The sequence below is a fragment of the Citrobacter sp. MGH110 genome, assembly GCF_001037515.1.
Lineage (GTDB): Bacteria > Pseudomonadota > Gammaproteobacteria > Enterobacterales > Enterobacteriaceae > Citrobacter > Citrobacter portucalensis.
In genome coordinates this window covers 848,884-871,719 of sequence record NZ_KQ089830.1, presented here as the reverse complement: position 1 = coordinate 871,719, position 22,836 = coordinate 848,884, and the positions used below count along the sequence as shown (strand labels likewise).

The 22,836-nt window shown below is 53.1% G+C and carries 21 protein-coding genes; 12 read left to right on the top strand and 9 right to left on the bottom strand.

What is annotated here, in order from left to right; translation table 11 throughout:
* The first annotated feature begins 1 nt into the window (after nt 1).
* Nucleotides 2–268: a cell division topological specificity factor MinE gene (gene minE / locus SK38_RS04220; protein WP_003833739.1), complete on the top strand. Its 267-nt coding sequence runs from the start codon at nt 2–4 to the stop codon at nt 266–268.
* Between the two features lie 86 nt (nt 269–354).
* Here the strand turns inward: minE and SK38_RS04215 are convergent, their stop codons facing one another.
* The gene (locus SK38_RS04215; RefSeq protein WP_048235223.1) at nt 355–1,272 is read right to left on the bottom strand and encodes a LysR family transcriptional regulator; all 918 of its coding nucleotides are present in this window, start codon (nt 1,270–1,272) and stop codon (nt 355–357) included.
* A 103-nt stretch (nt 1,273–1,375) separates the two neighbouring features.
* On the opposite strand from SK38_RS04215, the gene SK38_RS04210 reads away from it, so the two are divergent.
* From SK38_RS04210 to SK38_RS04195, 4 genes are all read left to right on the top strand, one after another.
* The gene (locus tag SK38_RS04210; RefSeq protein ID WP_048235222.1) at nt 1,376–2,458 is read left to right on the top strand and encodes a tartrate dehydrogenase; all 1,083 of its coding nucleotides are present in this window, start codon (nt 1,376–1,378) and stop codon (nt 2,456–2,458) included.
* 251 nt (nt 2,459–2,709) lie between these two features.
* Nucleotides 2,710–4,311 (top strand): BCCT family transporter, encoded by a 1,602-nt coding sequence (locus tag SK38_RS04205; RefSeq protein ID WP_048216200.1) that lies wholly within the window; start codon nt 2,710–2,712, stop codon nt 4,309–4,311.
* A 44-nt stretch (nt 4,312–4,355) separates the two neighbouring features.
* The gene (gene yeaW, locus SK38_RS04200; RefSeq protein WP_003833746.1) at nt 4,356–5,480 is read left to right on the top strand and encodes a carnitine monooxygenase, oxygenase subunit YeaW; all 1,125 of its coding nucleotides are present in this window, start codon (nt 4,356–4,358) and stop codon (nt 5,478–5,480) included.
* 71 nt (nt 5,481–5,551) lie between these two features.
* On the top strand, nt 5,552–6,517 hold the full coding sequence (locus SK38_RS04195) for a PDR/VanB family oxidoreductase (RefSeq protein ID WP_032943752.1): 966 nt from the start codon (nt 5,552–5,554) through the stop codon (nt 6,515–6,517).
* 49 nt (nt 6,518–6,566) lie between these two features.
* On the opposite strand, the gene rnd is transcribed toward SK38_RS04195, so the two are convergent.
* The 5 genes from rnd to SK38_RS04170 form a co-directional block, all read right to left on the bottom strand.
* Complete coding sequence (gene rnd / locus SK38_RS04190; RefSeq protein WP_048235221.1) at nt 6,567–7,682, bottom strand: ribonuclease D; 1,116 nt, start codon at nt 7,680–7,682, stop codon at nt 6,567–6,569.
* A gap of 84 nt (nt 7,683–7,766) precedes the next feature.
* The gene (gene fadD / locus SK38_RS04185; RefSeq protein ID WP_125362605.1) at nt 7,767–9,452 is read right to left on the bottom strand and encodes a long-chain-fatty-acid--CoA ligase FadD; all 1,686 of its coding nucleotides are present in this window, start codon (nt 9,450–9,452) and stop codon (nt 7,767–7,769) included.
* Nucleotides 9,453–9,656: 204 nt separating this feature from the next.
* Nucleotides 9,657–10,241, bottom strand: coding sequence for a Slp family lipoprotein (locus SK38_RS04180; RefSeq protein WP_003020975.1), 585 nt, complete (start codon nt 10,239–10,241; stop codon nt 9,657–9,659).
* Between the two features lie 94 nt (nt 10,242–10,335).
* Nucleotides 10,336–11,031, bottom strand: coding sequence for a tRNA (adenosine(37)-N6)-threonylcarbamoyltransferase complex dimerization subunit type 1 TsaB (tsaB, locus tag SK38_RS04175; protein ID WP_048235220.1), 696 nt, complete (start codon nt 11,029–11,031; stop codon nt 10,336–10,338).
* A 58-nt stretch (nt 11,032–11,089) separates the two neighbouring features.
* Nucleotides 11,090–13,000 (bottom strand): DNA repair helicase YoaA, encoded by a 1,911-nt coding sequence (locus SK38_RS04170; RefSeq protein ID WP_003020980.1) that lies wholly within the window; start codon nt 12,998–13,000, stop codon nt 11,090–11,092.
* Nucleotides 13,001–13,141: 141 nt separating this feature from the next.
* Here SK38_RS04170 and SK38_RS04165 point away from each other — a divergent pair, with 141 nt between their 5' ends.
* Nucleotides 13,142–13,486 carry a RidA family protein gene (locus SK38_RS04165; protein WP_003020984.1) on the top strand — a complete coding sequence of 115 codons (345 nt, stop codon included), beginning with the start codon at nt 13,142–13,144 and terminating at the stop codon, nt 13,484–13,486.
* A gap of 6 nt (nt 13,487–13,492) precedes the next feature.
* Here SK38_RS04165 and SK38_RS04160 read toward each other — a convergent pair whose 3' ends face one another.
* Nucleotides 13,493–13,672: a YoaH family protein gene (locus SK38_RS04160; RefSeq protein ID WP_003020986.1), complete on the bottom strand. Its 180-nt coding sequence runs from the start codon at nt 13,670–13,672 to the stop codon at nt 13,493–13,495.
* Nucleotides 13,673–13,755: 83 nt separating this feature from the next.
* Between SK38_RS04160 and pabB the strand changes: the two genes are divergently transcribed.
* From pabB to SK38_RS04140, 4 genes are all read left to right on the top strand, one after another.
* Entirely contained in the window at nt 13,756–15,117 is a 1,362-nt protein-coding gene (gene pabB, locus SK38_RS04155) for an aminodeoxychorismate synthase component 1 (RefSeq protein ID WP_048235219.1), read from the top strand.
* Between the two features lie 3 nt (nt 15,118–15,120).
* Nucleotides 15,121–15,699, top strand: a complete 579-nt coding sequence (locus SK38_RS04150; protein WP_003020991.1) for a CoA pyrophosphatase — start codon at nt 15,121–15,123, stop codon at nt 15,697–15,699.
* A 183-nt stretch (nt 15,700–15,882) separates the two neighbouring features.
* Complete coding sequence (gene sdaA / locus SK38_RS04145) at nt 15,883–17,247, top strand: L-serine ammonia-lyase (protein WP_003833765.1); 1,365 nt, start codon at nt 15,883–15,885, stop codon at nt 17,245–17,247.
* 130 nt (nt 17,248–17,377) lie between these two features.
* The gene (locus tag SK38_RS04140; protein WP_008785025.1) at nt 17,378–18,979 is read left to right on the top strand and encodes an EAL domain-containing protein; all 1,602 of its coding nucleotides are present in this window, start codon (nt 17,378–17,380) and stop codon (nt 18,977–18,979) included.
* Between the two features lie 6 nt (nt 18,980–18,985).
* Here the strand turns inward: SK38_RS04140 and yoaE are convergent, their stop codons facing one another.
* Together yoaE and SK38_RS25395 are read right to left on the bottom strand one after the other, a co-directional pair.
* A complete protein-coding gene (yoaE, locus tag SK38_RS04135) occupies nt 18,986–20,545 on the bottom strand; it encodes a CNNM family cation transport protein YoaE (RefSeq protein ID WP_008785026.1) in 1,560 nt (519 codons plus the stop codon).
* A complete protein-coding gene (locus tag SK38_RS25395; protein ID WP_370766360.1) occupies nt 20,533–20,691 on the bottom strand; it encodes a protein YoaL in 159 nt (52 codons plus the stop codon). The genes yoaE and SK38_RS25395 overlap by 13 nt, the downstream gene beginning before the upstream one ends.
* A 313-nt stretch (nt 20,692–21,004) precedes the next feature.
* On the opposite strand from SK38_RS25395, the gene manX reads away from it, so the two are divergent.
* Together manX and SK38_RS04125 are read left to right on the top strand one after the other, a co-directional pair.
* The gene (manX, locus tag SK38_RS04130) at nt 21,005–21,967 is read left to right on the top strand and encodes a PTS mannose transporter subunit IIAB (RefSeq protein ID WP_003833768.1); all 963 of its coding nucleotides are present in this window, start codon (nt 21,005–21,007) and stop codon (nt 21,965–21,967) included.
* A 58-nt stretch (nt 21,968–22,025) separates the two neighbouring features.
* Complete coding sequence (locus SK38_RS04125) at nt 22,026–22,826, top strand: PTS mannose/fructose/sorbose transporter subunit IIC (protein WP_003021004.1); 801 nt, start codon at nt 22,026–22,028, stop codon at nt 22,824–22,826.
* The last annotated feature ends 10 nt before the right edge of the window (nt 22,827–22,836 follow it).

The window sequence follows — 22,836 nt, the reverse complement described above, 5'->3', positions numbered from 1 at the left end:
TATGGCATTACTGGATTTTTTTCTCTCGCGGAAAAAGAGCACAGCGAACATCGCTAAAGAGCGACTGCAGATTATTGTTGCGGAACGTCGTCGTAGTGACGCCGAGCCACATTATTTACCGCAGCTGCGCAAGGATATTCTCGACGTTATCTGCAAGTATGTACAAATTGATCCCGAAATGGTCACAGTACAACTTGAACAAAAAGACGGCGATATTTCGATCCTCGAACTTAACGTGACATTACCTGAAGCGGAAGAGTCTAAATAAGCTCTTTTGTCGCTAAATCATGGTTACGAAAAAGGCAGATTATTCTGCCTTTTTTATTTTCTGTCTCTGACTAACCTATCGAGCATTTATTCCAAAGTAAACTTTGGGTAGTTTTCGGTAAAATAGCGGCGTAAATACTCAACCGTAATACGGATTTTTGCCGACGTCGCCAGCCGGGAGACATAAACCGCCCATATATTGGCGGGTTGATAATACTCAGGCAATATATGCACCAGATGTCCGCTGGCAATGTTGTCGCAAACGTCCCACCACGAACGCAAAGCAATTCCCTGCCCATCCAGACACCATTGATGTACCACTTCGCCATGGTTAGACGACAGCGGCCCCGTAACCTTTATTGAGTGTGCGCCCTCTTTATTACGCATTTGCCAGATACCAAACGGATGGTCGCGTTCTTTAATAACCAGGCAGGGGAAAGTAGAAAGATCGTTCAGTTGTTTCGGCACTCCATGCCGCGCCACAAATTCCGGCGAGGCGCACAGAATACGATAGTTAGTCGCCAGCTTGCGGGCAATCAGGTTCGGCGCGATATCATCCCCGATACGAATATCGAGATCGACGCCCTCATTGACCATATCTACCAGACGGTCTTCAACATCGAACCTCAGTTCTAACTGCGGGTACTCTTTTGCCAACGCAGACAGCGCCGGAGCGACCACCCGGCGGCCAAAACCAAAGCTACTGATAATTCGTAGCATCCCCTGCGGGATCTGCCTGGCATCGGACAGCTCGTCCATCATCTGATCGACATCCTGCAGGATCCGCTGTGCCCATTCGTAGATCCGCTCCCCCTCTTCCGTGATGGTTACGCGCCGCGTTGTTCGGTGCAACAGCACCACGTTCAGCGTTTGCTCCAACAGGGCAACGCGCTTACTGATAAAAGCCGGAGATACGCCCAGCTCTTCGGCAACGGCGGCAAATCCCGCACGACGTGCAACCAGCATAAAGACGCGTAAATCATTTAGCAGCGGCAGATTATTCATGATCTGTGTTTTATGTTTCACCAGTTAGGGGGATTAACTATTAATCAGTCAATTATAGGATACGGGGAAAGTCAATTTTGATGGCGTACAAGTGAGAGCTGCTATGAAGAAAACCTGTCGTATTGCCGCTATCCCCGGAGATGGCATTGGTAAAGAAGTCCTGCCTGAAGGCATTCAGGTGTTGCAGGCAGCCGCCGAGCGTTGGGGGTTGTCACTCAGCTTTGAGCAAATGGAATGGGCCAGCTGCGAGTACTACGCCCATCACGGAAAGATGATGCCGGATGACTGGCACGAGCAGTTACAATCCTTCGATGCTATCTATTTTGGTGCCGTTGGCTGGCCGGAAACCGTACCGGACCACATCTCATTATGGGGCTCGCTGCTTAAGTTTCGCCGCGAATTCGACCAGTATGTCAACCTGCGCCCGGTACGCCTGTTTCCAGGCGTACCTTGCCCACTGGCAGGTAAGCAGCCTGGCGACATCGATTTCTATGTGGTGCGCGAGAACACCGAGGGAGAATACTCTTCACTCGGCGGACGCGTAAGCGAAGGTACAGAACACGAAGTGGTTATCCAGGAGTCGGTCTTCACCCGTCGCGGTGTGGATCGAATTTTGCGTTACGCTTTCGAGCTGGCGCAAAACCGCCCGCGCAAAACCCTGACCTCGGCGACCAAATCCAACGGCCTGGCCATCAGCATGCCGTACTGGGACGAGCGTGTAGAAGCAATGGCGGCTCACTATCCCGAGATCCGTTGGGATAAACAGCATATTGATATACTCTGCGCCCGCTTTGTGATGCAGCCGGAGCGTTTTGACGTGGTGGTTGCCTCCAACCTGTTTGGCGACATCCTCTCCGATCTCGGTCCAGCCTGTACCGGAACGATTGGCATTGCGCCTTCAGCCAACTTAAACCCGGAACGCACCTTCCCGTCTCTGTTCGAGCCAGTACACGGTTCGGCCCCCGATATCTACGGCAAGAACCTCGCCAACCCTATAGCGACTATCTGGGCTGGCGCCATGATGCTCGACTTCCTTGGCAACGGTGATGCTAACTATAAAGCCGCCCACGACGGTATTCTGGCGGCAATTGAGCAGGTTATTGCCAGCGGCCCGAAAACACCCGATATGAAAGGCAATGCCACCACCCAACAGGTTAGCGAGGCCATCTCTCGGGCATTGCGTTAGAGGTCAAACCACGGAATATGAGCCGCGTCACTGACGCGGCTTTTTTATGCTTTTTATGGCACCAATAACCTGCGCCAATTCACCTTTTATTATTTCCGTTCCGTGTTTTATTGCTTCACGCATCGAGCAATTGTTTAATTCATGTAAAGAACAAATAATAAAATTGTTAAATACAAAATCACTGATTCCCTACAGCATGATAACAACGACAGGCTAATGCCATACGCGGGCAACTGTGCCCAGGAGATCCCATGTTGAGCAACGTTAAGAAAAAAGACATGCCGCTGATAGCCATCAGTCTGGTGGCTATTCTTTTCATCGCCGCCACACTTAGTCTCTTCCCTCAGCAGTCTGCACAAGTCGCAAATACCCTTTTTAACGGCGTTACCCGGATGCTGGGTTCCGCCGTGCAGATCCTCGTTCTGATGGCGATGGGTCTGGTCGTCTGGCTGGCCACCAGCAAATACGGCAACATTCGTCTGGGAGAAGGAAAAGCGGAATACAGCACGCTGTCCTGGCTGTTTATGTTTATTTGTGCCGGACTAGGTTCCTCCACGCTCTACTGGGGCGTTGCTGAGTGGGCCTATTATTACCAGACCCCGGGTCTGAATATCGCTCCGCACTCGCAAAAAGCGCTGGAATACAGCTTACCCTACTCTTTTTTCCATTGGGGAATCAGCGCCTGGGCGACCTATACGCTGGCTTCATTAACCATGGCCTACCACTTTCATGTGCGGAAAAACAAAGGGCTGAGCCTGTCCGGAATAATCGCCGCTATCACCGGCGTGCATCCGCAGGGCGTCTGGGGCCGGCTGGTTGATTTGATGTTCCTGATCGCCACAGTTGGCGCGTTAACCATCTCTCTGGTTGTCACCGCCGCCACCTTTACCCGTGGTTTATCGGCTCTCACAGGTTTACCGGATAACTTCACCGTACAGGCGTTTGTTATCCTGTTCTCTGGCGGCATTTTCTGTCTGAGCTCCTGGATTGGCATCAACAACGGCTTGCAACGTCTGAGCAAAATGGTCGGCTGGGGGGCGTTTTTACTGCCGCTGCTGGTGCTGATTGTCGGCCCGACCGAGTTCATCACCAACAACATCATTAACGCCATCGGTCTGACGACACAAAACTTTTTGCAGATGAGTCTGTTCACCGACCCGCTCGGCAACGGTGAGTTCACCCGCAACTGGACGGTGTTCTATTGGCTGTGGTGGATCTCCTACACCCCTGGCGTGGCAATGTTTGTCACTCGCGTATCCCGTGGTCGCAAAATCAAAGAGGTTATCTGGGCGTTAATCCTGGGTAGTACCGTTGGCTGCTGGTTCTTCTTTGGCGTGATGGAAAGCTACTCCATTCACCAATTTGTGAACGGTGTGATCGACGTACCGCAGGTTATGGCCACGTTAGGCGGCGAAACAGCCGTACAGCAAGTGTTGATGTCGTTGCCTGCCGGGAAACTGTTCCTGGTGGCGTATCTGGCGATCATGATTATTTTTCTCGCCTCGCATATGGATGCCGTCGCCTACACCATGGCGGCCACCAGCACGCGTAACCTGCAGGAAGGGGAAGATCCGCAACGTAGCTTACGTCTGTTCTGGTGCGTGGTCATCACCCTGATCCCATTATCGATTTTGTTCACCGGCGCGTCCCTGGAAACCATGAAGACCACGGTGGTTCTGACCGCACTTCCCTTCCTCGCCATTCTGTTGGTGAAGGTTGGCGGTTTTCTTCGTTGGGTACGGCAGGACTATGCCCACGTTCCTGCACATCAAATTGAAGGTCATCTCCCCGAAACGCCAGTGGACGTCCCCGTCGCACCACCGGCCGCGACATTACTCAAAGGCGACAATTAAGCGCCAGTAAAAAATCCTCTTACTCACAAATTAAAGGTATTCCAATGAGCAATCTGAGCCCTGAGTTTATTCTGCCGCAAAATTTCTGTGCCAACCCACAGGACGCCTGGACTATCCCTGCCCGGTTCTATACCGACCATCAGGCCTTCGAGCACGAGCAGGAGAAAGTGTTCGCTAAGAGCTGGATTTGCGTCGCCCACAGTAGCGAACTGGCGAAACCCAATGACTATGTAACCCGGGAAGTGATTGGCGAGAACATCGTGCTGGTACGTGGTCGCGATAACGTGCTGCGCGCGTTCTACAACGTTTGCCCGCATCGTGGTCATCAGCTGTTGAGCGGCGAAGGGAAAGCGAAAAATGTGATTACCTGCCCTTACCACGCCTGGGCATTCAAGCTTGACGGTAACCTGGCGCATGCACGTAACTGCGAAAACGTTGCCAACTTCGACAGTGAGAAAGCACATCTCACCCCGGTACGGCTGGAAGAATATGCCGGATTCGTGTTTATCAACATGGATCCGAACGCGGGCAGCGTGGAAGAGCAACTCCCAGGTCTTGCAGACAAAGTTATCGAAGCCTGCCCTGATGTGCATGACCTGAAGCTGGCGGCGCGCTTTACGACCCGAACTCCAGCCAACTGGAAGAATATTGTCGATAACTATCTGGAGTGCTACCACTGCGGCCCGGCTCACCCTGGTTTTTCCGACTCGGTTCAGGTTGATCGTTACTGGCATACTATGCACGGCAACTGGACGCTACAATACGGTTTCGCCAAACCGTCAGAGCAGTCATTTAAGTTCGAAGAAGGTGTTGATGCCGCCTTCCACGGTTTCTGGCTGTGGCCGTGCACCATGCTCAACGTTACGCCAATCAAAGGCATGATGACCGTTATCTACGAATTTCCAGTGGATGCAGAAACTACGCTGCAAAACTATGACATCTACTTCACCAACGAAGAGCTGACCGAAGAGCAGAAACAACTGATCGAATGGTATCGCAACGTCTTCCGCCCTGAAGATTTACGTCTGGTTGAAAGCGTCCAAAAAGGGTTGAAATCGCGCGGGTATCGCGGTCAGGGCCGCATTATGGCCGACACCAGCGGCAGCGGTATCTCCGAACATGGCATTGCCCATTTCCATAATCTGGTCGCGCAGGTGTTTCAGGAATAACCAGAGGCTGTAACGACAGGTTCCGGCGCATCGTTAAGCCGCGCCGGACAGATTTTTTAGGGAGTGCCGCAATGTCTGATTATCAAATGCAAGAAGTCCGGGTCAGCCGGATTGAGACGATTACCGCGCAGGTAAAACGCTTTACTTTAACGGCGACATCAGGCGAGCCGTTGCCCGCGTTTCAGGGTGGCAGCCATATTATCGTGCAGATGCGCGATGGCGAGAATCTGTACAGCAATGCATACTCGCTGATGAGTTCACCCTTTGATACGAGCGCCTGGCAAATCGCCGTACGACTGGAGGAAGCATCCAAAGGCGGCTCACGATATCTGCATCAAAACGTGAAACCCGGCGACACGCTCACGATCTCCACACCAAACAATCTGTTCGCCCTCGCTCCTCAGGCACAACAACATCTGTTGATTGCTGGAGGTATCGGCATCACACCGTTTTTATCGCATATCCCGGAGCTGGAACATTCTAAGGCGCAATGGCAACTGCATTATTGCTCTCCCAGTCAGGACAACTGCGCGTTTTATGACGAACTCCTGCAGCACCCCAGCGTCGATCGTATTCATCTGCATCTGTCAAGCGCAGGGACCCGCCTTGATTTATCTCGCCTGCTGGCCGATGTCGAACCCGGCACACATATTTACACCTGCGGGCCAGCAGTGCTCAACGATGCCGTCAGAGAAGCGGCTTCCCTCCATAGACTGGACAGCAATACGCTACATTTCGAACAATTTGCGCTGGAAGATAAAAGCGGTGATGCCTTTACCCTGATTCTGGCGCGTTCCGGACGCGAGTTTGTGGTCCCGGAAGAGATGACCATTTTGCAGGTTATCGAAAATAACAAAGCCGCGCGCGTTGAGTGCCTGTGCCGGGAAGGTGTTTGCGGCACCTGTGAAACGACGATTCTTGAAGGGGAAGCGGATCACCGCGATCAGTATTTCAGCGACGACGAAAAAGCCAGCCAGCAAAGCATGCTTATTTGCTGCTCACGCGCCAAAGGTAAGCGCCTGGTGCTTGATTTGTAGCGTTGCGCAGGCCGGGTTAGCAATGGCGCAACCCGGCGAGCCTGGTGACTTACTGCGGATATTCCTGCAGCAGCGCGTTGAGACGATCGGACATCAGTTCGCCACGCCAACCGGAAACCAACTCCGGCAGGGTCTGCTGCGGCTTTAATTTCCAGTGCCAGTTGAGTAGCTGGTTGATTTGACGGCGTGAAGCCAGCAGTTCGACGCTAAGATTATGCTCAGTACTCACCTCGGCAACCAGCGCCTTAATAGCTTTAAACGCTTTGCGGTATCCAGGCATATCCATCAAATTCAGCAGCGGCTGTGGCAGTGATTCTTCCGGTAAAGCCTGCGATTTTTCTACCAGAGAAATCAGCGTTTTGCCGTGGAAGCGAATTTCACTACCGGAAAGGCCGAGGCTGTCCAGTTCACCCAGACTCCCTGGCATATAACGAGCGACCGCCCACAGGTGTTCTTCACGCACCACAAAGTTCACCGCCAGATCGCGCTCACGCGCTTTACGCAGTCGCCAGTCGGCAAGCAGTTGCAGGCAGGCCAACTGACGAGTACGCAACTGCCAGGCGTTAGTGATATCGCGCCATGCGTCTTCAGGCGCCAGAACCTCCTGGCGACGCTGCTGCATTAAGCGACATTCGTCCAGTGCGGCTGGCAGCCAGCCGCTGGCTTCAGTTTCAACCATCAGTTTTGTGGTGATCGGTAATAGATACCAGACATCAGCCGCCGCGTACTCACACTGACGCTCGGTCAGCGGTCTGGCCAGCCAGTCGGTGCGGGATTCGCTTTTGTCCAGCGCCACCCCCGTAAACTCTTCCACCATCGCGGCAAACCCCCACGACAGCGGACGACCACAAAAAGCAGCCAGAATTTGTGTATCAATCAACGGCTGCGGCAGTTCGCCAAAAGCGTTGAGAAACACTTCCAGATCTTCGCTACCTGCATGCAGGAATTTGGTGATGGCAGTATCACGCAGAATATCGCGCAGCGGCGACCAGTCGGTGATCCCCTGCGGATCAATCAGAGCAACGTGTTTGCCATCAAACAGCTGGATCAGCCCCAACTGCGGATAATAGGTACGCGTGCGAACAAATTCTGTATCCAGGGCTATCGCCGGAAATTCACGGACGGCTTCGCACAGCGTGGCCAACGCGTCGTCCGTGGTGATCATTTGATAATTCAAATCGTGCTCTCTTAGGTTTGCGCCAAAAAAAACGCCGGGTTTCCCGGCGTTTTCTACTGGCTGACTTAACGCTCAGCCTTTATTGTCCACTTTGGCACGCGCTTCGTCACGTAATTCTCGTCGCAAAATTTTACCAACGTTAGATTTCGGCAACTCATCGCGAAACTCCACCAGCTTTGGTACTTTATAGCCCGTCAGGTGACGACGACAGAAAGTGACCAGCGCGTCATCGGTTAACGAGGCATCTTTCTTCACCACGAAAATTTTCACCGCTTCACCGCTGCTGCCGGACGGAACCCCAACAGCAGCCACTTCCTGCACGCCAGGGTGTTGCATAACCACGTCTTCAATTTCATTAGGGTAGACGTTAAAGCCGGACACCAGGATCATATCTTTCTTACGATCGACAATACGCAGGAAGCCTTCATCATCCATCACCGCAATATCGCCGGTGTGCAGCCAGCCGTCTTTGATGATTTCGTCAGTGGCGTCTGGTCGCTGCCAGTAGCCCAGCATCACCTGTGGACCTTTCACACACAGCTCACCCGGTTCTCCCGGCGGCACTTCGTTGTCGTCGTCATCCACCAGCTTGACCTCAGTGGAGGGAACCGGTAAACCGATACTTCCGCTGTGGTAGTCAATATCGTGAGGGTTGACACTCACCAGCGGGGCGCACTCCGTCAGACCATAGCCTTCCAGCAGATACTGCCCCGTCAGCTTCACCCAACGTTCAGCTACCGCCTGTTGAACCGGCATTCCGCCACCTGCTGAAAGGTGCAGTGACGAGAAGTCCAGTTGCTGAAACTCTTTGTTATTTAGCAGCGCGTTAAACAGCGTATTGACGCCGGTCATCGCGGTAAACGGATACTTCGCCAGCTCTTTGACCAGTCCTGGGATATCACGCGGGTTAGTAATCAGCAGGTTTTGACCACCCAACTCAATAAACAGCAGGCAGTTCATCGTCAGCGCAAAAATGTGATACAGCGGTAGAGCCGTTACCACCAGTTCTTTGCCCGGATGCAGCAATGGGCCGTAGGTGGCGTTAACCTGCTCCAGGTTAGCCAGCATGTTGCGGTGCGTGAGCATCGCGCCTTTCGCCACGCCGGTTGTCCCGCCGGTATATTGCAGAAACGCCAAATCTTCCGATACCACTTCGGGCTTCACATACTGCATGCGATAGCCGTTTTGCAGCGCACTGCGAAATGAGATGGCATCCGGCAGGTGATACTTCGGCACCAGGCGCTTGATGTACTTCACGACAAAGTTAACCAGCGTTCCTTTGGCGGTCGACAGCTGATCGCCCATACGCGTCAGGATCACGTGTTGCACCGACGTTTTGTCGACCACTTTTTCCAGCGTATGGGCAAAGTTGGACACGATGACAATCGCCGACGCGCCGCTGTCGTTGAGCTGATGTTCCAGCTCGCGAGGCGTATACAACGGGTTCACGTTCACGACGATCATGCCGGCACGTAAAATCCCAAACAGTGCGACCGGATATTGCAGCAGATTCGGCATCATCAGCGCGACGCGATCGCCCTTTTTCAGCCCGAGCCCCTGTTGCAAATAAGCGGCAAACGCACGGCTACGCTCTTCAAGCTTGCGGAAGGTCATCACCTCCCCCATGTTTACAAACGCGGGCTGATCGGCATACCGTCTTACTGAGTGTTCAAAGAGTTCCACCAGGGATTGATAACGGTCAGGATTGATCTCCGCAGGAACACCAGCGGGATAACGGTTAAGCCAAACCTTTTTCAATACATCACCTCTAAAATGCGTATTCGTCGTCATCACAACCCCAGGCAATAAACAAACTGTTAACATAATATTAACTCAGCGTACCAGTTTGTTTATTACACAACGACAAGGTTGCGAAGCACGTCACTATTTATTTTTCTTATATCCACGTTAATGCAGAAACAGCGGACGAGCCGCTGTTTCTTTTACCATTAAAACAAAGAGTTACTCTGTTACTATGGTCTGAACCTGTGCCGGGCCGGGATTGTACCAGCCCCATCCGCCGTAGCCACCGTAAGGCCAGCCACGCGCACCGTAGAACCAGGGGTCGATAGGCTGAGGCGGCATGACAATCTGCTGAGTAATATGCCAGCGTTTATAACCAGTTACCTGCATCAGCATGAATTTATACGGCGTATTACCGATTTTTCCGTCCACCGTACCGCTTATCGGGCCGACGACGGTGACCAGTTGCCCGCGAAAGTCCACCGGGTCAAGGAAGCCATTTACATCAGCATATATCCGCCCACGAGAGGCTTCACCCAGCACGGGGCGTGCACCGCTATCGAGCGGAACGGTGGCAATTTCCAGACGGGATTTTCCCTGCTGGTTCTGAATATCCACCACTTTGCCGCCGAAACGCGCTTCCTGTCCGACATACAGCTGCGGCGCATTCATCACCCGCACCAGATCCTGCTGCGGCATCGGGCTCGAACCTTTAATCGCATCCGGGATGGTGACGCAGCCGCTAAGCATTAACGCTAAGGCCCCCGCCAACACACCTTTCAATAACTGCTTTTGCACCGCCATATTGTGACTCCCTTTTCTTAGCTTCTGCCCCAGCCTGTTCACAATGCTGTGCACTGACGACTGTACGTCTTAGCCGGGGTTCTACTACTAAGATTCATTCTTTACCGGGAAGTTTCTTCCACGCCACGGTGTTACGTAAATAAACCGGTTCAGCGTGTTCGACCGCTACGGTCTCACCCGCAGCCAGCATTTGCGTGGCGACGGGCAGCATGTCTTCAGCCGCTGGAAGCAGCACGTCACCATCGCTGAGCGTCAGCCCGCTGTCTTTACCAAGCTCTGGCCATGCCGGCCAGCCCGTCCCGACCGTCACCCACTCGCCAGACAGCTGCAATAAACGCTCATGTACCTGCTCGGGGGTTAACACCGCTTCGGTTTCTTCACCGTGCCAGTTACCGTTGTCATCACGCTGGTATTCGGCCCAGTAGACTTCGCCCATTCGCGCGTCAATCGCCGCCAGCACGCGAGTCGCGCCCGACTTACGCCAGGCGCCCTGCGCCATGGTCGCCAGGGTGGAGACGCCGATCATCGGTAAGTTTGCGCCTAACGCCAGCCCCTGAGCAATGCCAATACCGATACGCACGCCGGTGAAACTGCCGGGACCGCGACCAAACGCCAGGGCGTCGATATCGGTTAACGTGAGATCGCCAGCGGCCAGGATTTCCTGAACCATCGGTAAAATTCGTTGGGTGTGTTCTCGTGGGCAAAGCTCAAAGTGAGCCTTGATAGTACCGTCATTCCACAGGGCAACAGAGCACGCCTCTGTGGCGGTATCGATAGCCAGAATTCGCATGGGTGTTTGTGATCAGATCAATAAATTTGGCGCGCATCTTACCACACTCCGTAACAAATTACTCAGTCGTTGGTATGGCAAGAAAGCGAACCGCGCGAGCGATGTCACGCGTCCGCGGCGCAGGAGGAAGACTCGCCAGGAAGGTGGCGCCGTATGGCCGCATAACCAGACGATTGTCGCAAATCACCAGCACGCCGCGATCGTCAGCATCACGTATCAGACGCCCTACACCCTGCTTCAGGGTGATTACCGCATCCGGCAACTGGACGTCTTCGAACGGATCGCCGCCGCGCAGTCGACAATCCTCCATTCGGGCTTTTAACAGCGGGTCGTCCGGCGAGGTAAACGGCAGTTTATCGATTATCACCAGCGACAGCGTATCGCCGCGCACGTCCACGCCTTCCCAGAAGCTGCTGGTGGCAACCAGTAGCGCATTACCTGCGCTGACAAACTGCTGTAGCAGTTGTCCTTTGCTGGTTTCGCCCTGCAGCAGTACGGGAAGCGTCATAGTAGCGCGGAATTGTTCCGCCAGATCGCGCATCATCGCGTGCGAAGTGCACAGCATAAAACAGCGACCGTTGTTCGCTTCGATAATAGGTCGCAGCATGGATGCCAGCTGACGCGCAGCCCCCGGCTGGTTGGTTTGCGGGAGATTACGCGGCACGCACAGCAGCGCCTGGCGCGTGTAATCAAATGGGCTCGGCAGCAGCATCGACTCGGCATCTTCAATACCCAGTCGTGCAGTGAAATGATGCAGGTCATCGTTTACCGACAGCGTCGCGGAAGTAAAAATCCAGCAGCCCGGCTTTTGTTCCATCACTTCTTTGAATTTATCCGCCACCGTAAGCGGCGTCAGCGCGAGGGTGAAATGGCGGGAGGTGCATTCATACCAGTAGCTGAAGCCTGGCTGGTTGATCTCTTTCAGGCGCTTCAGACGCGCACGATAAAGCGTGGCGCGCTCAAACGCGGCATCCAGCAATGCCGAACGTCCGAGAGACAGCTTCGCCACGTCATAACACAGCTCCAGCGTGTCATCGAGCAGCAAAAACGCGCGCTGTACGCGCTGGTCGGCCAGCAGTTCCCGCAGGTTTCCGCGATAGCCCGGCTCACCAAGCTGCAAGCGGAAGTCCTGAGCGCTTTGTGCAAGGCGATCGGCGCACTTTTGCAGCTGCTGAGTGTCTTTCAGCTCGGTGCGATAGGCAATGGTGATGTCTTTCGCCAGGTCTAACAGCTGGCGACTGGAGAGCGATTGACCAAAGTACTGGCTGGCGATATCCGGTAACTGATGCGCTTCATCGAAGATCATCACATCAGCTTCCGGGATCAGTTCGCCAAACCCGCTCTCTTTTACCACCATATCGGCGAGAAACAGATGATGGTTAACCACGACGACATCCGCATCCATCGCTTTTTTACGCGCTTTAACGACAAAACACTCTTTATACAGCGGGCAGTCGCTGCCCAGACAGTTGTCATTAGTGCTGGTCACCAGCGGCCAGGCCTGAGAGTCTTCCGCCACGCTGACGCAGGTGCTGATGTCCCCATCAAGGGTTTGATTTGACCAGGAGCGCAGCAGAATGACGTCGCTTAACGTTTGTACCGGCAAGTCGCCACCCGCCAGCGCCTGCTGTTCGAGACGCTCAAGGCACAGATAGTTTGAACGCCCTTTCAGCAGCGCCAGTTTACCGGTGAACTTCAGTGCTTTCGCGACGGTCGGGAGGTCGCGGCTGTATAGCTGATCCTGCAACGCCTTCGAGCCCGTGGAGACAATGACCTTCTTTCCGGCACGCAGCGCTGGGGCAAGATAAGCGTAGGTTTTACCCGTTCCGGTTCCGGCTTCTACCACCAGCGGTTGTGATTTTTCGATGGCATGACTGACGGCGATGGCCATCTGCCGCTGTGGTTCTCGCGGTTTAAAACCCGGTATCGCTTTAGCCAACTGACCGTCTGCTGCAAAATCGTCCGTCACACTGCCCCCTGTTCATTTGAACAGGGATTATGTCAGGCCAGCGGGTCTTTCGCCAGTTGAAGAGGTGACGTGGGCACAACATTATGGCAGTCTTGGCGCAACCCAAAGCTATTATGAAAAAACGTAAACGAGGAATGATTTATGACGATTGTGCGCATTGATGCCGAAGCGCGTTGGTCCGACGTGGTAATCCACAACAACACGCTGTATTACACCGGCGTGCCGGAAAATCTGGATGCAGACGCCTTTGAGCAGACGGCAAATACGCTGGCGCAAATTGATGCGGTGCTGGAAAAACAAGGCAGTAACAAGTCACGTATTCTTGATGCCACCCTGTTTTTGGCAGACAAAAACGATTTTGCCGCCATGAACAAAGCCTGGGACGCGTGGGTCGTTGCTGGCCACGCGCCGGTACGTTGTACCGTTCAGGCCGGATTGATGAACCCGAAATACAAAGTTGAGATTAAGATAATCGCTGCAGTTTAAGCGGCGTTATTCGTCTTCATCTTCAAAACGCGCCACGATCCGCTCGCCGGTATGACTGGCGCGTAACTCTTCAGCAACCAGAGCAATGGCTTGTCCGCTGCTCATCCCCTGCGACATCAGCTCCTGAATACGCTCTACCGCTTTTTGCTGCTGCTCATGACTGAGTGAAGGTAAACCTGCAAACATTGTTAACTCCTGCTAAATTGTCTGCGCTAATTATTTCATGCTACCGGGCAGTTAGCCAGTAGAGTAGCAACGAGTCAGGACTGATGAAGACGTTATCTCCCGCAGTAATCACATTACCCTGGCGTCAGGACGCCGCTGAACGCTATTTTTCGACATTAAGCCATCTGCCCTGGGCGATGCTGCTGCATTCAGGTCAAGCCGACCATCCGCATAACCGCTTTGATATTCTGGTGGCGGATCCCGTCACCACGTTGGTTACACGTGCTGAAGAGACCGTAGTGCAGGACGGGCACGCAATCACGCGCTCGCTTGATGATCCAATGACGGTATTACATTCCGCGCTAGCTGCACACAAGATTCACCCCGAGTATCACCCGGATCTGCCGTTTCAGGGCGGCGCGTTAGGTCTGTTTGGCTACGACCTTGGCCGACGCTTTGAATCTCTGCCCACTATTGCTGAGCGCGATATTACGCTACCGGATATGGCCGTTGGCATTTACGACTGGGCGCTGATTGTTGACCACAAGTTGCAGACCGTATCGCTGCTCAGCCATACCGATGTCGAGGCTCGCCTGAAATGGCTCGACGCGCAACAACCGCCAACGCGTGAGCCGTTTACATTGACCTCGGCGTGGCAGTCCAATATGAGCCGCGCCCGGTATGGCGAAAAATTCCGCCAGGTACAGGGCTATCTGCACAGCGGCGATTGTTACCAGGTCAACCTCGCGCAGCGTTTTCAAGCGCATTACGAGGGGGATGAGTGGCAGGCATTTGTCAAACTCAATCACGCTAACCGCGCCCCGTTCAGCGCGTTTATTCGTCTTGAGGAAGGCGTTATCCTCAGCCTTTCGCCAGAACGTTTTATTCTGCTGGAGAACCAGCATATCCAGACCCGTCCTATTAAAGGTACGTTGCCCAGGCTTGAAGATGCCGATGCCGATCGTGAGCAGGCCCGGCGGCTGGCGAATTCGCCGAAGGATCGTGCGGAGAACCTGATGATCGTCGATTTGATGCGTAATGATATTGGCCGCGTTGCCGTACCGGGTTCGGTACAGGTTCCGGAGCTGTTTGTGGTCGAACCGTTCCCTGCTGTTCATCATTTGGTCAGCACCATTATCGCGCGTCTGCCAGAGTCATTACACGCCACCGACCTGCTGCGCGCCGCCTTCCCTGGCGGCTCTATTACCGGTGCGCCGAAAGTGCGGGCGATGGAAATTATTGACGAACTGGAGCCACAAAGACGTAATGCCTGGTGCGGCAGCATCGGTTATCTGAGTTTCTGCGGCAATATGGATACCAGCATCACCATTCGCACGCTGACAGCCACAAACGGACAAATTTATTGTTCCGCAGGTGGCGGCATAGTGGCGGACAGTCAGGAAGACGCTGAATATCAGGAAACGTTTGATAAAGTGAATCGTATTTTGCACCAACTGGAGAACTGAGACGTGGAATACAGCAGCCTGACGCTTGATGATTTTTTATCGCGCTTCCAACTCCTGCGCCCGCAGGTCAACCATGCCGCGTTAAACCAGCGCCAGGCCGCCGTACTGATCCCCGTCGTGCGTCGTCCACAGCCTGGGTTGCTGTTAACCCAGCGATCCGTTCATCTGCGCAAGCACGCCGGACAGGTCGCCTTTCCCGGCGGCGCGGTGGATAGCAGCGACGCCTCGTTGATTGCCGCCGCCCTTCGCGAAGCGCAGGAAGAAGTGGCGATCCCCCCTTCTTGCGTTGAGGTGATTGGCGTTCTGCCACCGGTCGACAGCGTGACCGGCTTCCAGGTCACACCGGTGGTAGGGATTATCCCGCCAAATTTGCCGTATCGCGCAAGTGAAGACGAAGTTTCCGCCGTGTTCGAAATGCCGCTGGCGCAGGCCCTGCATTTAGGTCGTTATCACCCGTTGGATATCTACCGCCGCGGCGATTCACATCGTGTATGGCTTTCCTGGTATGAGCAATATTTCGTCTGGGGAATGACCGCCGGAATAATTCGTGAGCTGGCGCTGCAAATTGGCGTCAAGCCCTGACTATACTTATCTTTACGCACTCCATAGACAACTTGAAACTCAGGTCACAACATTAGTAAAACCGCGGTTATCTATTAGTTTAATTCATGTGAATAGTTAAGCCGATCGCCGCGTTCCCTCTTACACTATGCGCAGTTATAACATCGTTACTGGAAAGCCCAGTCGCCCTGTAGGAGTATTATCGTGATTAGTCTATTCGACATGTTTAAGGTGGGGATTGGTCCCTCATCTTCCCATACCGTAGGGCCTATGAAGGCGGGTAAACAGTTCGTCGATGACCTGGTCGAAAAAGGATTACTGGACAGCGTTACTCGTGTCGCCGTCGACGTGTATGGTTCACTGTCGCTCACGGGTAAAGGTCACCACACCGATATCGCCATTATTATGGGTCTGGCGGGCAATGAGCCTGCTACCGTGGATATAGATAGCATCCCCGGATTTATCCGCGACGTAGAAACGCGTGGACGCCTGCTGCTTGCACAGGGTCAGCACGAAGTGGATTTCCCGCAGAATGACGGGATGCGTTTTCACAACGGCAACCTGCCGCTGCATGAAAACGGAATGCAGATCCATGCGTACAATGGCGAAACCGTCATTTATAGCAAAACCTACTACTCAATCGGCGGTGGATTCATCGTTGATGAAGAACATTTTGGTCAGGATGCCGCGGGCGAGGTCAGCGTGCCTTATCCGTTCAAATCCGCGACTGAAATGCTGGAGTACTGCAATAGCACCGGCCTGTCTCTCTCTGGCATGGCGATGCAGAACGAACTTGCTCTGCACAGCAAAAAAGAGATTGAAGAGTACTTTGGCCACGTCTGGCAAACCATGCAGGCCTGTATCGATCGTGGCATGAACACCGAAGGTGTGTTGCCGGGTCCGCTGCGCGTTCCTCGTCGTGCTTCAGCTCTGCGTCGTATGCTGGTTTCCAGCGATAAGCTGTCCAACGATCCGATGAACGTGATCGACTGGGTGAACATGTTCGCGCTGGCCGTTAACGAAGAAAACGCCGCGGGCGGTCGCGTGGTGACAGCGCCAACCAACGGTGCCTGCGGTATCGTGCCTGCGGTATTGGCCTATTACGATCATTTCATCGAGTCCGTCAGCCCGGATATCTATACCCGCTATTTCCTGGCGGCCGGTGCAATTGGCGCGTTGTACAAAATGAACGCCTCAATCTCTGGTGCAGAAGTAGGTTGTCAGGGTGAAGTGGGCGTAGCCTGCTCCATGGCTGCCGCTGGTCTGGCTGAACTGTTGGGCGCGAGCCCTGAGCAGGTGTGTGTTGCTGCCGAAATCGGCATGGAACATAACCTCGGCTTAACCTGCGATCCGGTTGCCGGTCAGGTACAGGTTCCGTGCATTGAGCGTAACGCCATTGCTTCAGTGAAGGCGATCAACGCTGCGCGTATGGCAATGCGCCGTACCAGCGCGCCGCGCGTCTCGCTGGATAAAGTCATTGAGACCATGTACGAAACAGGTAAAGACATGAACGCCAAATACCGCGAAACGTCACGCGGTGGCCTGGCAATCAAAGTTCAATGTGACTAATACTTAATTTTCGCCCATCTGCGACGGATGGGCGAATTTGCCCCCTCTCCCTCGTCTACTGTAATTTTCCCCACTACACTTGCTCTGTTGCTGTTGGCTTCTGTGACCAACGGCTTATCGGGCGGCCCGCATGCAAACAGCACAACGGATCATTAAAAATTATCGCCGGAATCGCTTAATCGTTTGCACAGTATGTGCACTACTGACGCTCATCCTCACATTAACTGTTCGATTTATTTCGGAGCGTAATTTAAATCACCGAAATATCGTCACCTTTGCCAACCATGCTGTAGAAGAACTGGATGACGTACTTTTACCCTTGCAGACCGGACGTGATGTATTGCTGCCGTTAATTGGCCTCCCCTGCTCAGTGGCACGTTTACCGTTAAGCAAACATGCCGCAAGACTGCAAACGGTGCGTTCTATTAATCTGATTCAAAGCGGGATCCTCTATTGCTCCAGCATTTTTGGGTATCGCAATGTCCCCATTCGTCAACTACAGCCCGAATTACCCAGCAGGGAACCGCAACTGCTGCTGTCTACTGACCATTCGCTGATAAAAGGCAGCCCGATTCTGACGCAATGGTATCCATCCTCTGCCGATGGTGAAGATGGCGTGCTGGAAATCGTCAATATTGATTTATTGTCGTCTATGTTGCTTGAACCCCAGCCGCCGCAGATCACCGATGCCAGCTTAACCGTTGGTAATCGGCATCTACTGTATGATCAAGGTGTGGTCGATACTCTGCCTAAGCTAAATGATGAAAAACGCTACCAGCTGTCATCTCAACATTTCCCGTTTACCATTAGCGTCACCGGCCCCGGTCCCAGTGAACTGGCGATTAAACATCTGCCAACACAGCTGCCGCTGGCGGTGATCCTAAGTTTATTAGTGGGTTACCTGGCATGGCTGGCGACCGCCAGCAGAATGAGTTTTTCCTGGGAGATTAATCTGGCCCTTGCTGCTCGGGAATTCGAGCTATTTTGCCAGCCGCTGCTTAATGCGCAAACCCAGCAATGCATGGGCGTGGAGATTCTTCTACGCTGGAATAACCCACGCCAGGGTTGGATCTCTCCGGAAGTGTTTATTCCCATCGCTGAGGAGCACAACCTGATTGTGCCGCTAACCCGTCATGTCATCGCAGAAACCATTCAGCAAAGACACGTTTTCCCGATGAGCAGTCAGTTTCATATTGGGATTAATGTCGCCGCCAGCCATTTTCGTAACGGCACGCTGCTAAAAGATCTTAATCAGTACTGGTTCAGCCAGCACCCAATCCAGCAGTTGGTTATCGAACTGACCGAACGAGATGCGTTACTGGATGTGGATTATCGGGTCGTACGCGAATTAAATCGTCTTGGCGTAAAACTGGCAATTGATGATTTCGGTACCGGTAACAGCTCGCTCTCCTGGCTGGAAAAACTCCGCCCGGATGTGCTGAAGATCGATAAATCATTTACTTCGGCAATAGGAACAGACGCCGTGAACTCAACCGTCACAGACATCATTATCGCTTTGGGGAAAAAATTGAATATAGAACTGGTGGCGGAAGGCGTTGAAACCCAGGCGCAGGCTCAGCATTTGCGCCGACACGGCGTACATTTGTTGCAAGGTTTTTTGTACGCAAAGCCAATGCCGCTGCGTGATTTCCCAAAATGGCTGGCGGGCAGCACGCCGCCGCCCACCCGACATAACGGGCGACACAGTATGCCCGTCATGCCGTTTCGCTAAACCCAGTTACTCATCTTCGTCGTGAGCGGGTTGTTCTTTAACAATGCGAACTAAATCCACACGATAGTCATTCGCTTCGACAATCGTAATGCTCAGCGGTGCAACCTCGATAACATCACCGACACGTGGAATATGGCCGTTAGCCGCAATGACTAAACCTGCCACCGTGGCGATGTCTTCGTCTTCATTCACTAACGTATCCACGTCCAGCGCCTGTTGCAACGCATGCAGATCGGTACCGCCTTTGACCAACCAACCACCTGCATCAGCAATAATTTCAGGTGTTTCATCGGCATCCGGGAATTCACCGGCAATGGCTTCTAATACGTCCAGCGGCGTGACCAGACCCTGTACTACGCCAAACTCGTTAGTGACGATAACGAAGCTACCGCGGGCACGACGCAGTACGCCTAACAGATTGATCGGGTCCAGCGTCTCCGGAACAACAATAGCCGGAGAAGCAGAGGCAATCGCCGCCACATCCACACCGTCTTCCAGCGCCACCAGCAGCTCTTTAGCACGCACGATACCGATGATTTCATCCAGTTCGCCACGACACACCGGGAACAGGCTGTGAGGTGATGAGAGCAACTGCTCGCGAATTTCTGCCACGCTCAGGTCGGCATCAACCCAGCTGATTTCACCACGAGGCGTCATAATGCCGCGTAACGAACGCGACGCCAGGGAGAGGACGCCGTTGATCATGTAGCGTTCTTCTTCCACAAACGCGCCTTCCGGGACAGGAACAGGCACCGGGTTATCGGATTCCATCTGCACGCTGGCCTGACGTTTACCGCCCATCAGACGCAGGATTGCATCGGCAGTACGTGCACGCAGCGGCAGCGTCGACTGGTGGCGAATAAAGTTACGACGGGCAATCTGGTTAAACAACTCGATGATGATCGAGAAACCAATCGCCGCATACAGATAACCTTTCGGAATATGGAAGCCAAACCCTTCGGCAACCAGGCTCAGACCAATCATCAACAGGAAGCTCAGACACAGCACCACCACCGTCGGGTGTTGGTTCACAAATCGTGTCAGCGGCTTAGAGGCCAGCAGCATCACGGCCATGGCAATCACTACTGCCGCCATCATCACTGGCAGATGGTTGACCATACCGACCGCTGTAATCACGGCATCCAGCGAGAACACCGCGTCGAGGATGACAATCTGCGTTACGACAACCCAAAAGCTCGCATACCCTTTCGTCTGCCCGGTATCATGTTCACGGTTTTCCAGCCGCTCATGCAGCTCTGTCGTAGCCTTGAACAAGAGGAAGATACCCCCCAGCAGCATAATCAAATCGCGCCCCGAGAACGCATAGTCCATTACCGTGAACAGCGGCTTTGTCAGCGTCACCATCCACGAAATCACGGACAACAAGCCCAGACGCATAATCAGTGCCAGTGACAAACCGATTAAACGCGCTTTATCACGCTGTTTCGGCGGCAGCTTATCAGCCAGGATCGCAATGAAGACCAGGTTATCAATACCCAGAACAATTTCGAGAACGACAAGCGTGAGCAAACCCACCCAAATCTGCGGGTCCATTAATAATTCCATGACAAGCTCCTGCTTAAGGAATGACCAAACTGCGCGCTGAGGATCTCAGGCGTTAAAGCGATATGCAGAGAAAATTTGTGGCAAAAAGTGCCAATCTGACAGGCTTGATACGGCCTGAAGGTGAAATGACGTCGGTGACGATCCATATGGTGGGCTACTGCCCTATACTCCTGAGTAATTAAACAGATGCTAAACATAACAGAGAGAAGCTGTTTTTAGCAAAGATTTACCTTCCTTTGCAATAAGTTGTTTCGGAGATATTTTACCCTTCGAAATTTCTTTTTATCGGAAGTTAAATTACGGATCTTCATCACATAAAATATTTTTTTCGATATCTAAAATAATTCACGAAAATCATAGGTTTTTCTTTGTAACCCTTATCTGAATCGATTCGATTGCGGACGACGATTCAAATACATCTTCACGTTGATGTGTTAACGATAATAAAGGAGGTAGCAAGTGACCATTGCTATTGTAATAGGCACACATGGTTGGGCTGCAGAGCAGTTACTTAAGACGGCAGAGATGCTGTTAGGCGAGCAGGAAAACGTCGGCTGGATCGATTTCGTTCCAGGCGAAAATGCTGAAACGCTGATCGAAAAGTACAACGCTCAGTTGGCAAAACTCGATACCAGTAAAGGCGTGCTGTTTCTCGTTGACACATGGGGAGGCAGCCCGTTTAACGCTGCGAGCCGCATTGTCGTCGATAAAGAGCATTACGAAGTAATCGCCGGTGTGAACATTCCCATGCTGGTTGAGACCTTCATGGCGCGTGATGACAACCCAAGCTTTGATGAATTAGTGGCACTGGCCGTTGAAACCGGTAGCGAAGGCGTGAAAGCGCTGAAAGCAAAACCGGTGGAAAAAGCCGCTCCTGCCCCTGTCGCGGCACCTAAAGCAGCAACCCCCGCGAAACCAATGGGTCCGAACGATTATATGCAGATCGGCCTGGCGCGTATTGATGACCGCTTAATCCATGGTCAGGTGGCAACTCGCTGGACCAAAGAAACCAACGTAACACGCATTATCGTCGTCAGTGATGAAGTTGCCGCCGATACCGTGCGTAAAACGCTGCTGACTCAGGTAGCACCTCCGGGTGTGACGGCGCATGTGGTTGATGTCGCGAAAATGATCCGCGTCTACAACAACCCGAAATATGCAGGTGAGCGTGTGATGCTGTTGTTCACCAACCCAACCGACGTAGAACGTATCGTTGAAGGTGGTGTGAAAATTACCTCCGTGAACATTGGCGGTATGGCTTTCCGTCAGGGTAAAACGCAGGTAAACAACGCAATTTCTGTCGATGACAAAGACATCGAAGCCTTCAAGAAACTCAACGAACGCGGTATTGAGCTTGAGGCCCGTAAGGTTTCTACCGATCAGAAACTGAAAATGATGGATTTGATTGCCAAGGTGAAATAATTCCCTGGCATTTACTTAGTTTTCACACTTAAGTCTGTATAGCAATAGGAGAAGTACAATGGAGATTACCACTCTTCAGATTGTGCTGGTGTTCATCGTCGCATGTATCGCGGGTATGGAGTCGGTACTCGATGAATTTCAGTTCCACCGTCCGTTGGTGGCCTGTACGCTGATTGGTGCCGTTCTTGGGGATATGAAAACCGGTATTATCATCGGTGGTACCCTGGAAATGATCGCCCTGGGCTGGATGAACATCGGTGCTGCGGTTGCACCAGATGCCGCACTGGCCTCAATTATCTCTACCGTTCTGGTTATCGCGGGTCATCAAAGCATTGGTGCCGGTATCGCGCTGGCTATCCCACTGGCAGCAGCAGGCCAGGTACTGACCATTATCGTTCGTACAATCACCGTAGCATTCCAGCACGCAGCGGATAAGGCAGCCGAAAACGGTAACCTGACTGCGCTCTCCTGGCTGCACGTATCCTCGCTGTTCCTGCAGGCTATGCGTATCGCTATCCCGGCGGTAATCGTAGCGATTTCTGTTGGTACCAGTGAAGTTCAGAGCATGCTTAACGCCATTCCGGAAGTCGTAACCGGTGGTCTGAACATCGCTGGCGGTATGATCGTAGTGGTTGGTTATGCGATGGTCATCAACATGATGCGCGCAGGCTATCTGATGCCATTCTTCTACCTCGGCTTCGTCACCGCGGCATTTACTAACTTCAACCTGGTTGCTCTGGGTGTGATTGGCGCAGTCATGGCCATCCTCTACATTCAGCTGAGCCCGAAATATAACCGCGTAGCCGGTGCACCTGCTGCGGCGGCTGGCAATAACGATCTCGATAACGAACTGGACTAGCAGGTGAGCG